This is a genomic window from Armatimonadota bacterium (assembly GCA_025059775.1).
In the GTDB taxonomy this organism is placed as follows: domain Bacteria; phylum Sysuimicrobiota; class Sysuimicrobiia; order Sysuimicrobiales; family Sysuimicrobiaceae; genus Sysuimicrobium.
Window position 1 is genome coordinate 1 of record JANXCW010000002.1, and the last position, 15181, is coordinate 15181.

Here is a 15181-nt window from a genome sequence, read left to right on the forward strand (position 1 = left end):
TCCCCCCACCACCACGCACCGCCGACCCCGTAGATCCAACATCACCGGATAGTACACCCCTCTATCCCTCCCGCCTGTACCTCCGCAGGGCCTCGATGAGCCGCCCCATCTTGGGATGTTCCGGCTCCACGCCCACCCGCACCCCCCGCGCCACCAGGGCTTGGCGCGACACCGGCCCTACCGCAGCCACGGTCACGCGGCCCTGGAGAGCTTCCCGCAAGGCCTCCGCCCATCCCATCTCCTCCGCCACCCGGAAGAGGTGGATCACCTGCGGCCGGCTCGTCACCACCGCCGCCCAAAATGCACCTTCCACAAGGCCCCGCACGGCCTCCTGGAGCGGGCGGAGATCCGCGGGAAGCACCCAACGATAGGGTTGGACATCCACCACCTCGGTGCCGCGCCCTGTCAGGTGGTTCCGGAGGGCCTCGTTGACTTCCCCGTAGTGCTGGACGAAGACCACGCGGTTCTGAAGCTCTACGGTGTCCAAGGTCGCACACAGCTCCGCGGTGGTGTACGGACTGGGGGCAGAAAGCGATGGATGGATTCCCCACCGTCGGAGCACCGCGGTGGGCTTGGGCCCTCGAACCGCGATGGGCACGGCCCGCAGAGCCTCCAGGTACGCCTGCCCGAGTCCGAGGCGGTCCGCAAGCCGGTGCAGCCGCTCCGCTCCGGTACCGGTCTGCAGCACCACCCAGTCCACGCCTCGAACGCACAGCCGCTCCAGCGGCTTCCGAACTTCTTCCGGATCCGCGTCCGCCTCCACCACCGCGGGAACGCACACGGGCTCCCACCCTTCCCGCCGTATGAGGTGGACGAGGACTTCCGGCATCCGCGACTCAAGCACGAGCACCCGCCTGTCCACTGGGCATCCTCCCGTAGCCTCGCTCCGCCAGCAGCGCCAGCACCCTCTGGGCGCTCGCCTCAGGCGGCTCACGGTCCGTATCCAGCACCAGATCCGGAGCCTCCGGAGGTTCGTAGGGGTCGCTCACACCGGTGAAGTTCTGGACCTCGCCCCGCAGGGCCTGGGCGTACAGGCCCTTGGGATCCCGCTCGACGAGCACCTCCAACGGGCAGCGCACGTACACCTCGAGGAAGTCGCCGATGCGCTCCCGGGCCTCCCTCCGGCCCTCCCGGTACGGGGAGACCAGGGCCACCAGCACCACCACCCCGTGGCGGACCAGCAGCTCCGCCACGTAGGCCACGCGGCGGATGTTCTCGAGGCGGTCCTCCCGGGAGAACCCGAGGTCGCGGGAGAAGTGCTGGCGCACTACGTCTCCATCTAGGATCTCCACTGGGTGTCCTTGGGCGCGCAGGCACTCGGCCACGCGGTACGCGATAGTAGTCTTTCCGGAACCCGGAAGCCCAGTGAGCCACACGCAGATGCCCCGAGGTGAAGGGGTGCTCCTCCCTTCCCCCACGGTAAGGCTTTCCACCTGCACGCCGTCCGCCCGTACGGCCAGGGTCAATCCGAGGCCGTCGGCCTGCAGGGTCACGGTGAAGTGACCCAGAGTCCGCATCGCTACCCGGACGGCGTCCAGCCGCAGGCCCCGCAGGGCCTGAAGGACCTGGTTCACTCCCTCCAGCTGGGCCTGCAGCGCTTGCCCCCGAGGCGTACGCAGCAGGAGATCGGTCCAGAGGCGCTCGCCCTCTGCGCGGCCGAGAGTCCGGGCCCGTCCCGTTTGCAGCACCATGACCGCAAGCCCTTCCAGCAGCTCCACGAGTTCGCCCGGAACCGTTCCTGCCCGGACGTGTTCCACCAGCTCCAGCAGCCGGGAGCGCTGGGGCTCCCGCGCGGCCCGGCTCAGGGCTAGCGCCTCCTCGGCGACCAGCCGGGTCTCCTCCTCCGTCAGGGGGATGCCTGCCTTGGTCATTCCGCCCGCCCTCCCACGGGCTCGGACGCCACACCGTGGGCTTCCTTTAGGATGGCGTGGGCCTCGTGTTCGAACCCACCGGTCTCGATGGGGCAATGGATGCCGCACTCCTTGGGTGCTCCCACCTCCCACCACCACCGGCCCGCTCGGTCGTCCTCGCCCCGCTGGATCGGCCGGGTGCAGGGGTCGCAGCCGATGCTGGTGTAGCCTTGCTCGTATAGGGGATGGATGGGAACGCCGTAGCTCGTGAGGTACTCCCACACCTCCTCCTTGGTCCAGTCCGCGAGCGGATTCACCTTCACGATGCCGTCGTGGTCGTGGTCCAGCTCCACCTTGCGGATATTGGCCCGGGAGGCCCACTGCTCCCGGCGCAGGCCCGTGATCCACGCATCGAGCCCCTCCAGGGCCCGCACGAGAGGCCGCACCTTCCGGATCTGACAGCACAGCAGCCGCAGGGGTACGGACCGGTAGAAGAGATTTACGCCGTGCCGCCGCACCATGGTCTCCACCTCCCGGTAATCTGGGAAGAGCACCTCGAACCGGGCCTGCGGGTAGTGCTCCCGCACCCGGTCCATGAAGGCGTAGGTGGCTTGCGGCAGCCGTCCTGTGTCCACAGTGATCACCCGGACATCCGGCCGGATGCGGGAAGCCATGTCCAGGATGGCCATCCCCTCCGCCTGGAAGGCGGTGACCACCGCCACCCCATCTTCGAAGGTATCTAAGGCCCAGGCGATCACCTCTTGCGGCTCCCGGTCGTCCAGCTCGATGGCGATCTCTCCGATCTCCAGGTCGTCGAAGGTCACCCGCCGCGACATTCCGCCACCTCCTTGCCTCTAGCCGCCCGAAAGGGCAGGCAGAATGGTGAGCTCCTGTCCCGCGCACAGGGGGGTATCGAGCCCCGCGAGCCCTCGGATGTCCTCCTCGTCCACGAAGAGGTTGATACCCGGATGCACCTGGCCGTCCGGGGCGAGGAGATGGGGGGCGAGCTGTGGGTACTGTGTCCTCAGGACCTGGAGGGCTTCCCGCACCGTCCTGGCCTCCACCTCCACCCGGTCCGCACCGCCCGTGAAGGGGAGGAACATGCCCGGAATGCGCACCACAGGCCGCCGCGGAGCCTCTTCCTCCCCGACCAACCGGCCCAGGGCAAGGGCCTGCAGGGCGTCATCGGTGTGCGCGTCCACGAAGTCCCGGAAGGTGTACCCGTCGCCATGTCTGGCCCGCTCCCGCAGCCACGCCTCCACCAGGCGTCCCACCACCTCCGTGATCTGATCTTCGGGGATGCGGCGCAGGATCGGCTTGCCGATGGCGGCCCGGCTTCCCAGTCCCCCGCGCAGGCACACATCGTATGCCTCCACCCGCACGCCCTTGGTGGGGTGCTGCGTGGTGGTTCCCTGCAGTCCGATGTCTCCCACCCAGTGGTGGGCGCAGGCGTGTGGGCAGCCGTCCATGTAGATCCGCAGTTCCTCCACGGCCTTCCCGAACCGCTGCTCTAAGGTCTCCAGGATCTGCTGGAGCTTCCCCTTGGTCTCCGCCACCGAGTAGTTGCAGAACTGGTGATCCGTGCAGGCGGTGGACCGACCGTAGAGTTTGTTGCGGTGCGGATCCAGATGAAACCGCCGCAGCCGATCCACAAGCCATCCCAGGCGCTCTTCGGAGACACCGGTCACGAGGATGTTCTGCATGCGGGTAAAGCGTGCATCTCCGCCGAACTCCCCCACGAGCTCACCCAAGGCCACCAGTTGATCTCCCCGTACCCACCCCATGGGCACCGGAATCCCCACGTAGACCAGCCCCTCCTGCTTCTGCGGGTGGATGCCAAGGTGGTCCGTGTCCTGCAGGGGTGGAGGAGCCGAACCGTCCTCCAGCCTGTGGCCCAGGCGTTCCTCCACCATGGCCCGCACCTTCTCCGGGCCGTAGTCATCCACCAGGAACTTGATGCGAGCCTTGGCGCGGCTCAGGCGGTAGCGCAGGTTGTATTGCCAGGTGTCCGTGATGGCCCGCAGGACCTCTACGACCCCCTCGACGGGCTCCGCAGGTACGAACACACCGAGATCCCGTGAGAGGCGGGGGGTGGCGGAGAGTCCTCCGCCCACCCGCACGGCGAAGCCCCTCCGTCCGCCCTTGAGCACGCCTACCAGGGCCACGTCGTGGATCTCGGGGGCGTTGCACTGGGCGGGGCAGGCGCTGATGGTGTACTTGTGCTTGCGAGGGAGGTTGCTGTATTCGCGGTTTCCGTAGAAGAAGCGGGCCACCGCTTCCACTACAGGCCGTACGTCGAACAGCTCCTCCCGATCCACACCCGCCACGGGGCAGCTGGTGATGTTGCGTACCGTATCCCCCTCTCCGCCCACGGTGGTAAGGCCACACGCCTGGATCTCCGCGAGCACCTCTGGAAGTTGCTCTAGCCGCACCCAGTGCAGCTGGATCCCCTGCCGTGTGGTCAGTTCCCCGTAGTTGCGGCCGTACTTCTGGGAGATCCGGCCTACGGCGATTAACTGGTCCGGCGTGATGCGGCCGCCCGGAACCTTGATGCGGACCATGAAGGTGCCGACCTTGGGCTTGTCGTGGGTAAGGCCCCACCAGTTGAGCCGCACGATGTCCTCTTCGGGGATGGCCTCATAGCCCCGCGCGATGAGTTCCGGCAGCTCGTGGAGGATGTCGAGGGGGAACTTCTCCTGCTTGAGCCGCTCGATGGAGTTCCGTTTGAGCACAAGATCCCAACCCACTTCCGTCGCCTGTCCAATCCCTGGAATCTGGGCCACCATTGGATCTCCCCCCTAGCGCACGCGCTCCACGGATCGCCTTTGGATCTGGACGAAATGCTCCAATAGGATGCGGGCCACCTCCGGCCGCATCACCTGCGGCGGCGGGAACTGTCCCGCGCGCAGAAGCTCCCGTACCCAGGTGCCGCTGGGGTTCACCCGAGCCTCCGGCGGGTGCGGGCAGCTGCGCTCCGTGGCCATAGCGTCGCACCGCCGGCAGTAGAAGGCCTCCCCGAAAAAGAGAGGCGTAATCCCGATGGCCTGCGGATCGAACCGATCAAAGATGCGGTGAGCTGCATACGGCTCATAGAACCCACCCACACCCGCGTGATCCCGGCCGATGAGGATGTGGGTGCACCCGTAGTTCTTGCGCACGAGCGCGTGGAACACCGCCTCCCGCGGCCCCGCATACCGCATGGCCGCGGGGAACGCCGCCAGAAGCACCCGGTCTCGGGGATAGTACTCCTCTAGCAACGCTTCGTAGGTGCGCAGACGCACCAGGGGTGGGAGGTCGTCCTCCTTCGTCTCCCCCACGAGCGGGTGCAAAAAAAGCCCATCCGTCACCTCCAGGGCGCACTTCTGCAGGTACTCGTGGGCCCGGTGAATGGGATTGCGGGTCTGGAAGGCGGTCACCGTACGCCACCCCACCTGTGTGAAATACGCCCGGGTCTCCGCGGGATCCCGCTCGAGCCCAGGAAAAGCACGGGGCGGTCGGTCCAGGAGCCAGATCTCCCCGCCCGCCACCCATGGAGACTCCCGCAGCAGCCGGGCCACGCCTGGATGCCTCCGGTCCGTGGTGCCGAAGACCCACCGAGCTTCCTCCTCCAGGTCCCGTCGGTAGATCTCCTCCACCTCCATCACCGCCAAGATCCCTCCAGCTCGCAGTGTGAGCCGATCGCCCCGGCCCGCGCGGCGGGCCAGCTCCTCCGGGATCGGCAGGGTGATGGGCAGAGTCCAGGGGAGACCGCAGGGTAGGTGCATCTCGCGCACCACGGACCGATACTCCTCCTGCGGCATGAACCCTCGCAGGGGGCTGTAGGCCCCCGTGGCGATGAGCACCGCGTCCGCGGCCTCCTTGGGTGCAAGAGCCACTGCGGGAAGGCGGCGGATCTCCTCGCGCAGGATCTGCGCGCGTTCTCCCTGCACCGTGCGTTGGACCAGCTCTCCACCGTGCGGCGCGATCACGGGGCCACCTCCGGATATGGCAACACCCTTCCCCGGGCAGGGCCTATCTCCTGCACCGTCCAGGAGAGGGAGTCAGGGAATGCTATTCGACCGACTCAGAGGGGATCGCGGAAGGGATCAGGTGCCCGCCAGCCTACAGGCACAGATCACCTTCCGCCCAGGACAGATACACTGGCAACGGTAGAGGCAGGGATCGATCCATCGCAGTTCCATGGCTAGGTTTACTGTACGTAAGGAACGATATCCCGTCAAGCAGGAACTCTGCTCCAGGAGAACCAGGAGGTGCTACCGGGCCCCCACCGTCGTCCGGTACTGGCGCGCGGCCTCCGAGTACGGAGCGGGTCCCACGGTGGCGCGGATCTCCACCTGTGTGTGGCGCTCCACCGTCGGTTTCTTGGTTCCTCCCCCCTCTTCCCCCCATACCACCACAACCTGAGTACCAGGTCGGCTGTACCGCACATCCACCACGCCCAGGGACAGCACGGCCCGCTCGTTCGCGCTGTATCCGGTGTACTTGGAGAACCCGATGATGTCCCCGTGCTCGTTCAGCGCCTCGCCCTGTTCGGATCCTCCGCGAACACGCTGCCTCCGGAGCGTTGGGCATGAACCGAAGGGAAGAGGCCCGATCCGCCCGCGAAGCTTGGGCGCTCCTGGATCGGCTGGGGCTTGCCGCACACGTCCACGAGGTCGCCGCAACCCTCCCCTTCGGTCTGCTACGCCTGCTGGAACTCGCCCGCGCCCTGGCCCTCCGTCCCCGACTCCTGCTGCTGGACGAGCCGGCCTCCGGGCTCGGCGGAGAGCAACGAGGGGAGCTGGCACGACTTATCCGGGAGATCCGCGAGGAGGGCGTGACGGTGGTGCTGGTGGAGCACGGCGTGGAGATGGTGCTTCAGGCGGCGGACCGCAGCGTGCGGGATAATCTCCTGCTGAGCGGGTTCGGACGGGGGCTACCGCGATCCCGGATGGAAGAGCGACTGTGCTTAGTGTATTCTCTCTTTCCAGTGCTGGCTGAGCGTCAGCGGGCCCAGGCCCGATCCCTCTCCGGGGGCCAGCAGCAGATGCTGGCTATCGGACGGGCCCTGATGAGTGAACCGTGTGTACTCCTGATGGACGAACCACTGCTGGGACTTGCCACTCTCATCATCTCGGAGCTGCTAGGTCTCCTCCAGCAGTTGTGCGCCGAGGGGCTCTCGGTGGTCCCGGTGGAGCAGAACGCTCGAGCGGCTCTCTCCGTGGCGAACCGGGCGTATGTCCTGGAACGGGGACAGATCGTCCAGAGCGGCCCCGCTTGGGATCTACAGGCGGATCCCGCAGTGCAACGGGCCTACCTGGGTGGTCCCCTCGGGCTTGAGACATCCCGAGAGGAGCCTTAAAGCGGAGATTGCCGTACGCCCAGTGCCCGGATCAGGCGCTCAGGATCCTGCGAGAGCTCCTCCCGGGTACCAAGGGCATGGATTTCCCCGCTCTCCAGCAAAAGTCCCCGGTGTACAATCCGGAGTGCTGCCTCCACCCGTTGCTCTGCGAGCAGGACCCCCGTTCCCTTCTGGGTGAGGTGTGTGAGCACCCTCAGCACCTGTTGGATCGCTGCGGGCATCAGTCCTTCTAGCGGCTCGTCTAGGAGGAGTAGATGTGGGCGAAGGCAGAGGGCGCGAGCAATGGCCACCATCTGCTGCTCGCCCCCTGAAAGGGTCCCCGCAGGCTGGTTCCACCGCTCCTGCAGGGTTGGGAAGAGCTCCAGGATCCACCGCAGTACTTCCCGGTTCGAAGCTTGTACTCGCATCCCCATCCGCAGGTTCTCGCCTACCGTCAGCTCGGGGAAGAGCCGGCGACCCTGCGGGACATACCCGATGCCGAGCCGGGGGATCCTGTGGGGTGGGAGCTGGGTGAGCTCGATGTTGTCCAGCCAGATGTGGCCCTGCACAGGTCGCATGAGTCCCATGATGGCCCGCAGGAGAGTGGTCTTGCCCGAGCCGTTGCGACCGAGGAGCCCTACCACTTCCCCGGCTCCCACTTCCAAGGAGACTCCCCGGAGTACCGGCGCACCGCCGTATCCGCACACCAGCTCCTCTACGCGCAGTTTCTTCATCCTCCTGCTCCCAGGTACACTCGCTGAACCATGGGTTCTTCTTCCACCTCCCTGGGGGTTCCCTCAAAGAGGATGCGGCCCCGATCCATAACCGTCACCCGGTGCGCGAGCTCCAGCACCACCGGAAGATTGTGCTCGATGAGGAGCACGGTGGTCCTTTGCGCGACCCGCCGGATCAGGGTGACCCAGTGGGAAATCTCCTCGGGGCTCAGGCCCTGCGTGGGTTCATCGAGCACCAGGAGCCGCGGCCGGAGGGCGAGTGCCATAGCCAGCTCCACCAGCCGCTGGTGACCGTACGGGAGGGATGCGGCTGGCTGCTCCCACAGATCTGCCAGCCCCACCGCTTCCAGCGCCTCACGGACCCGGACCACCAGGACCTCCCCGCGCGGCCGGAGAAAGTCGAGGGGACCCCGGAGCTCGACCCGCTGGGCCGCGAGCAGGACGTTCTCAAAAACCGATAGGCCCCGCAGCACCGCGGGGATCTGCAGGGTGCAGGCGATGCCCAGCTGCACCCGGCGGTGAGCAGGGAGGAAGGTGATCTCCTTTCCCTCCAAGTACACGCGTCCGGAGGTAGGGCGCAACCGGCCGCAGAGGAGGCTCGCGAGGGTGGTCTTGCCCGCGCCGTTGGGTCCGATGAGGGCCCGGATCTCCGCCGCCTCCACTCGGAAGTCCACATCGTCCACGGCCACAAGCCCCCCAAAGGTGCGTCGGACCTTCACCGCCTCCAGCAGGGGCCTTATGGAAGCCACCGCCACCCCCGATCCCGTAGGCTCCCGAGAATCCCCTGAGGGAACACCCGAATGAGGAGGACGAGGGCAAAGCCCACCACCACGAGATACGCGTGCACGAGCCCGCTTGCGATCTCCACCGCGTACGTCACCAGGGCCACCCCCAGGAGCGGCCCCAGGACGGTGCCCGCTCCGCCCACCAGCACCCACAGCAGGGGATACACGGAGTACAGGACGGAGGCAAAGGCGTTCCCCACGTAGGCGAACAGCAGGGCATACGCGGCTCCCGCGGCGCCGGAGAGGGTTCCGGAAAGGACGTGCGCTGTCCACTTGTACCGAAGGGGATCATAGCCCAGTAGGTGCGTGCGCTCCTCGTGCTCCCGCAGCCCCACCAGGACCCGGCCGAAGGGAGATCGCACGAGCCACAGACTCCCAAGCAGGGAGACGCCGAACAGGAGCAAGGCCAGGTGGTATCGAAGGAGAGGGAAGACCTGGAGGGGAAGGGTGAGGCCCTGATCGGCCCAGGTGATGCGGTTGAAGTACAGGGTCAACAGATATCCCGTCTGTCCGAACAGAAGGGTTACGATGGAGAAGCGCAACCCCGCGGTGCGGAGAGCGGGGATTCCCACCAGGGCCGCGAGGGCCGCGCCCCCGAGCACGCCCACGGCAAACGCCTCCGGGCTCCCCAGGCCCAGGTAGTACACGGGAAGCCCGGCCCCGTACATGCCGGCGGCGAAGTAGAGGGCATGCCCCAGGCTCAAAAGGCCCGTGTAGCCGAGCAGGAGATTGTAGGCCAGGGCGTACGTGCTGAACAGGAGGATCCGGGTCACCACGCCCAGATGGTACGGGGATAGGGCGAACGGCAACACGCCAAGTCCCACCAGAACCCCTAGGTGCAGACCCCAGACCCGGTGCTCCCCTGACCTCATCCCACCCGCCCGGTCCACAGCCCGTCCCGCCGCACCACCAGGACCAAAGCCACCATCAGGGTGGCGAAGATGCGGGCAAGGGTGGGAGTGAAGAACAGGGAGACCAAGCTGTCCATCCACCCCACGAGAAGGCTTGCGGCCACGGTTCCCCCAAGGCTCCCGAGCCCTCCCAGGATGACCACCACGAAGGAGAGCAGGAGCGTATCAAGGCCCATGAGGTAGTGCGCCTGTTGCACGGGCATCACCAGAACCCCCGCCACCGCGGCCATCCCCGCGCTGAGAGCGAACACCATGGTGTACACCCGCTCCACCGGAACGCCCAGGGCGACCGCCATCTCCGGATCCTGTTGGGTGGCCCGCATCACTAGGCCCAGATCCGTGCGGCGCAGCAGGGCGCCCAGACCCGCGAGCAGTGCCGCGGACAGACCGGCCACGGCCAGCTTGTAGCCCGAGTACCCGAACCACGGGAACTCCACCGTGGCCCCGAAGGGCGCGGCGACTCCTCGGGCTTCGGGGCCGTAGAGCAGGAGGGTGAGCTGCTGGAGCACGTAGAGCACCCCCAGGGTGGCCACCACGGTGGGCTGGGCCGCGTAGCGGAGGGGGCGAAGCACCAGCCGGTCCACCGCAACCGCCAGCGCCATCACCGCGGCAGGCGCGAGCAACAGGGCCAGGGGGAAACTCCCCGTGGCCGTGACCACCGTCCAGGCCAGCACCGCGCCCAGCATGAAGAACTCGCCGTGGGCCACGTTCACGATGCGTAGGATCCCGAAGCTGAGGGAGAAGCCCGCCACCGTGAGGGCCAGCACGAGCCCGGAGGTGGTGCCATCCAGGAGGGCGAGGGCAAGCGGCCCTGGAGAGGGCATGCGGCAGGCTATAGGGGCCGCTGGCGGTAATCCGCCTCCGGCGGATATAGACTTTCCTCGATGCGGGTCCGGTGTACCACCCGCAGCCTGCGGCCCTCCACCCGGGAGATGAACTGCTGGCCGAAGGCCTGGTGGATCTGCCCCACAAACCGCTTGGGCCCCTGCGGGTGGCCGAGCCCCTCCTCGAACCGCTCCGTAGCCTCCAGGGTCTCCACGAAGGCCCGGTAGTCCCGCAGGGTCCGGGTGCGGTAACCGCTGCGCTCCACGATCTCCTTGACGACGAACAGGGTCTCCCACACCCCGAACATGTGGGAGTAGGTGGAGACGTCTCGGGGGTCCGTTTTGCTGGCCCCGTTCGCGTCCACCCCCACGGCCTCCCGGAAACGTCGCTCCCACGGGGTGTTGTACTGCCCCGCGTACCGGGGCAAGGCTTCCCAGAAGTAGGTGCCCTCCAGGAACTCCAGGCCGGGGCTTCCGAGGTCCACGCCCTCCAGAGAGTCGATGAAGCCGAACAGCTGCGGCCGGCGCCGGCCGAAGTACTCCCCCATCTCCCGCACGAAGGTGAGGACCGCGGGCCCCACCATCACGTGGTAGATCACGTCCACGTTTCGGGGAATGCGGGGGAAGTACTTCGTGAAGCTGGTCTCCGTGGGCGGGATGGGAACCAGGGCCACGAGCTCCGCGCCCAGGCGTCGGGCGGCGGCACCGAAGAAATCCCGATGGTCATAGCCGAAGGCGTAGTCCGGGAAGATCATGGCGATGCGCCGGCCCAGGTTCTTCACGATCCAGGGGGCCACCGCGGTCACCTGGGATCGAACGTCGGTGATGCCGGGCTGGAAAGTCCACCGGTTGAGCTTCCCGCTGGGTACGTGGTACCCCTCGCTCACCACCAGGTAGGGGATCTTCAGCTCCGCGGCCCGGGGTGCACACGCCACCACCACGTTGGAGAACAGGGTGCCGAAGATGAAGTCCACCCGGTGCTGCAGGGCCAGTTTCTCCACCACCTCGATCCCGCGCCTGGGATCCGTCCCGTCGTCCTCCACCACCAGCTGCACGGGACGGCCCGCGATCCCCCCCTGGGCATTGATCAGCCGCACCGCGGCCCGGGCGGTACGCTCATACCACTTCCCGTACACGGCTCCGATTCCCGTGCGGTGGGCCTGGAGTCCCACCCGCAGAGGAGGTTGCCCCGCGGTTCCCGCGTACGCATACGGGGCCAGCAGGCGGAAGGCACCCGCCCCGAGGAGGGCCCCTGCGGTCTTCAACAGCTCCCGTCGGGTCAACAACCGAGCGGACATGCAGACCACCTCCGGCCGTCTATTGTAGATAGCCCCCGTGGGGGGCCATGAGGGGTCGCATCTCCGCTTACCCGGCCTCCGGCTTGGGCCGCAGGCTCGGAAGGGGGGGTGCCACGGGCTTGATGGGCTCCGCAGGCGCCTTGGGTGCCGGCGGAGAGGGCGGGGAAGATGCGGGCTCCAGGCTTTGTCCGCTCACCAGTCGATCCAGCTCCTCCGCGTCCAGGGTCTCCTTCTCCAGCAGGGCCCGGGCGATCCGCTCCAGCTTGTCCCGGTTCGCCTCAAGGGTCGAGCGGGCCCGTTCGTAGCACTCGTCGATGATGCGGCGCACCTCCTTGTCGATCTCGTAGGCGATCTCCTCGCTGTAGTTCCGGCTCTCCACCAGATCCCGGCCCAGGAAGATGGGGCCGTGCCGCTTGCCGAAGGACATGGGGCCCAGCTTTTCGGACATGCCATACTCCGTGACCATGCGGCGGGCCATGTCCGTGGCCTGCTCGAAGTCGTTCTCCGCCCCCGTGGTAACCTCCCCGAACACGAGCTCCTCCGCCACCCGACCCCCCATGGCCACGGTGATCTCGTCCAGCAGCTCCGCCCGCGTGCGGGTGTACCGGTCCTCCGGGGGCATCCCCATCACGTAGCCCAGGGCCATGCCACGGGAGACGATGGTGACCTTGCTGGGCGGATCCGCGTGCGGCAGGAGCTTGCGCAGCAGGGCGTGCCCGGCCTCATGGTAGGCCACCAGCTCCCGCTCCCGGGGGGAGAGCACCCGGCTGCGGCGCTGCGGCCCCGCGATGACCCGCTCGATGGCCTCATCGAATTCGGCCATAGTGATCCTGCGCTTGTTGCGGCGGGCGGCCAGCAGCGCCGCCTCGTTCACGAGGTTCGCGAGGTCCGCGCCGGAAAACCCCGGGGTGCGCTTGGCCAGCAGCTCCACGTTCACGTCCTCCGCCAGGGGCTTGCCCCGCAGGTGGACCTCTAAGATAGCCTTGCGGCCCTTGGTGTCGGGGTTGTCCACGATGATGCGGCGGTCGAAGCGGCCTGGGCGCAGCAGGGCCGGATCCAAGATGTCGGGCCGGTTGGTGGCCGCGATGACCACGATGCCCGCATTGGGATCAAACCCGTCCATCTCCACCAGAAGCTGGTTCAGGGTCTGCTCCCGCTCGTCGTGGCCGCCCCCAAGCCCCGCACCCCGCTGCCGACCCACCGCGTCGATCTCGTCGATGAACACCAGGCACGGGGCGCTCTTCTTGGCCTGATCGAACAGATCCCGCACCCGGCTCGCGCCCACTCCCACGAACATCTCCACGAACTCCGAGCCGGAGATGGAGTAAAAGGGCACCCCTGCCTCCCCCGCCACTGCCTTCGCCAGCAGGGTCTTCCCGGATCCCGGCGGCCCCACCAGGAGAACTCCCCGGGGGATCTTGGCCCCTAGAGCCTGGAACTTCTTAGGGTGCTTGAGGAACTCGATGATCTCCTGCAGCTCCTCCTTGGCCTCGTCCACGCCCGCCACATCCTCGAAGGTCACCCTGGGCTTGGACTCGTGGTGCAGACGGGCCCGGCTCTTCCCGAAGGACATGGCCTGGTTGCTGCCCGACTGCGCCTGCCGGATCATCAGGAACCACAGCCCGATGATGAGCAATACGGGCAGGAAGCTGCTGAGGAGGTTGGGCCAGGGCGAGTTGCGGGCAGAGGCCTCGATGCGGAAGGGAATCCGGCGCTCCCGTAGCATCTGCTGGATCTGCGGTGTGGTCTCCCGGGAATAGGTGGTTCGGAAGGGCTGTCCGTCCCGGGTGGTGCCGTAGATGGTGCTGGAGTCCTCGTTGAACACCACGGTGTCCCGAATCCGTCCTGTCTCCACCCAGCCCAGGAACTGACTGAAGTCCACCTGGTGTGGGGTCGTCCGGGTGCTCCGGTACATGGGCACCAGGACGAAGAGCACCACGGTGATCACCAGGGACCAGATCAACAGACTGCGTATGTACCGGTTCGCCACATCCTCCTCCCTACCGGCCACCTCCGGCCGCCCCATTATAGCACCCTGAGCCCCCGCTCCCCGCCTCCAGCCGCCACGCCCGCATCCGCAGGCACCGGCCACCCGGGGAGGGCGGGAAAGCCGCCGCGCAGTAGCCGATCACCCAGAGGACCTCGCCATCCCGGGTGGCCACGATTCCCACCCCGTCCCGATCCCACCGGGGAACCCCGGCCTCCGTGAGGACGTCCTGCACCTTGCGGCGTCCCCCCCGAAGCCGGATCCGATCCCCCGGCCGGCGGTTGCGGAGTACCAACCCCCGCTCGCTCACCGCGGGATCCAGCTCTACTTCCCACTCCCCCCGCGCCGTCCCCTCTCCTTCCACCGGTTCAATCCTTGCCTCCACGAAAAGCCCTAGTTCTGTGCTGATGACCTCCCCGGGCACCGGGAGAGGTACTTCCACGGGCGGAAGGGATGGGCTGTCCTCCCGATCCACCATCATCACCTCCCGGGCAAGCCGGACCCGCACCCCGTGCGGCAGGGTAAACTCCCTTCCCGTCTCCCCCCGCAGGACCGCCCGACGGATCTGCTCCACGTGGACGAAGGTGGCGTCTGCCCCGACTCCCAGCTCCTCGGCCAGCGCCCGGAGCAGCCGTCGTTGGAGGGCTGGGGCGAGTTCCTGGAAGCCAAGGCGGTCCACCCGCAAGGCACCTTCCGTCTTACGGACCACCAGGGTCTCCCGAAGGGTTTCCAGCTGCTCCTCCCACCAGGCTTCCTCTGCCCGCACCATCTCCGCCAGGTGCGCCAGGGCTTCCCGGATCCGCGGGTTTTCCCGTTCCAGCAGGGGGAGCACCAGGTGTCGGATCCGGTTGCGCTGGCGGGTGAGGTCCGCATTGGTGGGATCCTCCCGCCAGGGGGACCCGAGGCTGGAGAGGAACGCCCGGAGTTCCTCGCGCCGGGCCCACAGCAAGGGCCGGACCACCTCAACCCCAGGCTGAAGGGGCCGGCGGGGGGGGATTCCCCCGAGCCCTGCCACCCCCGTACCCCGCACCAGCCGCAACAGCACCGTCTCCGCCTGGTCGTCCAGGGTGTGGCCGGTGGCCACCACCCGGGCACCGGCGGCGGCCGCCATCCGACCCAGGGCTTGGTAGCGGGCCTCCCGGGCCCGAGCCGCGAGGTTGGCATCCTGCGCCCGAAGACCGGTCAGCCGCTCCAGATAGAAGGGAACCCCTAGTTCCGCGCACAGGCGCTGGACGAAGGCCGCGTCCTCGTCCGCCTCCGGGCGCAGACCGTGGTGCACGTGGCCCACGGCGAGCTGCAGGCCCCAGGACTCGGGGAAGCGCCGTAGGATATGGAGGAGGGCGGTGCTGTCGGCTCCGCCCGAGCATGCCACCAGGATCCGGGCACCGGGGGAAAACAGGCGGCATTCGCTCACCGCTCTCTGAATGCGGGCGATCAAGCGATCCACAGACACCGAAGACGCCATCCAGAAT

General features: G+C 67.6%; 14 protein-coding genes. 1 reads left to right on the forward strand and 13 read right to left on the reverse strand.

All coding sequences use genetic code 11. From position 1 onward, the window contains the following. Positions 1 to 61: 61 nt before the first annotated feature. The 6 genes from N0A24_01470 to N0A24_01495 all read right to left on the reverse strand — a co-directional run bounded on the left by N0A24_01470 (position 62) and on the right by N0A24_01495 (position 6301). Positions 62 to 862 carry a uroporphyrinogen-III synthase gene (locus N0A24_01470; GenBank protein ID MCS7172076.1) on the reverse strand — a complete coding sequence of 267 codons (801 nt, stop codon included), beginning with the start codon at positions 860 to 862 and terminating at the stop codon, positions 62 to 64. Continuing rightward, positions 837 to 1418 (reverse strand): adenylyl-sulfate kinase, encoded by a 582-nt coding sequence (gene cysC, locus N0A24_01475; protein MCS7172077.1) that lies wholly within the window; start codon positions 1416 to 1418, stop codon positions 837 to 839. The genes N0A24_01470 and cysC overlap by 26 nt, the downstream gene beginning before the upstream one ends. A gap of 449 nt (positions 1419 to 1867) precedes the next feature. Next, positions 1868 to 2686 (reverse strand): phosphoadenylyl-sulfate reductase, encoded by an 819-nt coding sequence (locus tag N0A24_01480; GenBank protein MCS7172078.1) that lies wholly within the window; start codon positions 2684 to 2686, stop codon positions 1868 to 1870. A gap of 18 nt (positions 2687 to 2704) precedes the next feature. After that, positions 2705 to 4636, reverse strand: coding sequence for a MoaD/ThiS family protein (locus tag N0A24_01485; protein MCS7172079.1), 1932 nt, complete (start codon positions 4634 to 4636; stop codon positions 2705 to 2707). 12 nt (positions 4637 to 4648) lie between these two features. After that, on the reverse strand, positions 4649 to 5818 hold the full coding sequence (gene sat, locus N0A24_01490) for a sulfate adenylyltransferase (GenBank protein ID MCS7172080.1): 1170 nt from the start codon (positions 5816 to 5818) through the stop codon (positions 4649 to 4651). A 285-nt stretch (positions 5819 to 6103) separates the two neighbouring features. Then, a complete protein-coding gene (locus tag N0A24_01495) occupies positions 6104 to 6301 on the reverse strand; it encodes a hypothetical protein (GenBank protein MCS7172081.1) in 198 nt (65 codons plus the stop codon). 119 nt (positions 6302 to 6420) lie between these two features. Here N0A24_01495 and N0A24_01500 point away from each other — a divergent pair, with 119 nt between their 5' ends. Beyond that, entirely contained in the window at positions 6421 to 7191 is a 771-nt protein-coding gene (locus N0A24_01500) for an ATP-binding cassette domain-containing protein (GenBank protein ID MCS7172082.1), read from the forward strand. On the opposite strand, the gene N0A24_01505 is transcribed toward N0A24_01500, so the two are convergent. The 7 genes from N0A24_01505 to tilS form a co-directional block, all read right to left on the reverse strand. Beyond that, on the reverse strand, positions 7188 to 7904 hold the full coding sequence (locus N0A24_01505) for an ABC transporter ATP-binding protein (GenBank protein ID MCS7172083.1): 717 nt from the start codon (positions 7902 to 7904) through the stop codon (positions 7188 to 7190). The genes N0A24_01500 and N0A24_01505 overlap by 4 nt on opposite strands. After that, positions 7901 to 8653, reverse strand: coding sequence for an ABC transporter ATP-binding protein (locus N0A24_01510; GenBank protein ID MCS7172084.1), 753 nt, complete (start codon positions 8651 to 8653; stop codon positions 7901 to 7903). The genes N0A24_01505 and N0A24_01510 overlap by 4 nt, the downstream gene beginning before the upstream one ends. After that, positions 8641 to 9561: a branched-chain amino acid ABC transporter permease gene (locus tag N0A24_01515; protein ID MCS7172085.1), complete on the reverse strand. Its 921-nt coding sequence runs from the start codon at positions 9559 to 9561 to the stop codon at positions 8641 to 8643. The genes N0A24_01510 and N0A24_01515 overlap by 13 nt, the downstream gene beginning before the upstream one ends. After that, positions 9558 to 10424 carry a branched-chain amino acid ABC transporter permease gene (locus N0A24_01520; protein ID MCS7172086.1) on the reverse strand — a complete coding sequence of 289 codons (867 nt, stop codon included), beginning with the start codon at positions 10422 to 10424 and terminating at the stop codon, positions 9558 to 9560. Before N0A24_01520 ends, N0A24_01515 begins: the two co-directional genes overlap by 4 nt. Before the next feature lie 8 nt (positions 10425 to 10432). Further along, the gene (locus tag N0A24_01525; protein MCS7172087.1) at positions 10433 to 11722 is read right to left on the reverse strand and encodes an ABC transporter substrate-binding protein; all 1290 of its coding nucleotides are present in this window, start codon (positions 11720 to 11722) and stop codon (positions 10433 to 10435) included. 67 nt (positions 11723 to 11789) lie between these two features. After that, on the reverse strand, positions 11790 to 13733 hold the full coding sequence (gene ftsH / locus N0A24_01530; GenBank protein ID MCS7172088.1) for an ATP-dependent zinc metalloprotease FtsH: 1944 nt from the start codon (positions 13731 to 13733) through the stop codon (positions 11790 to 11792). After that, entirely contained in the window at positions 13723 to 15174 is a 1452-nt protein-coding gene (gene tilS / locus N0A24_01535; GenBank protein ID MCS7172089.1) for a tRNA lysidine(34) synthetase TilS, read from the reverse strand. Before tilS ends, ftsH begins: the two co-directional genes overlap by 11 nt. Positions 15175 to 15181 lie beyond the last annotated feature (7 nt).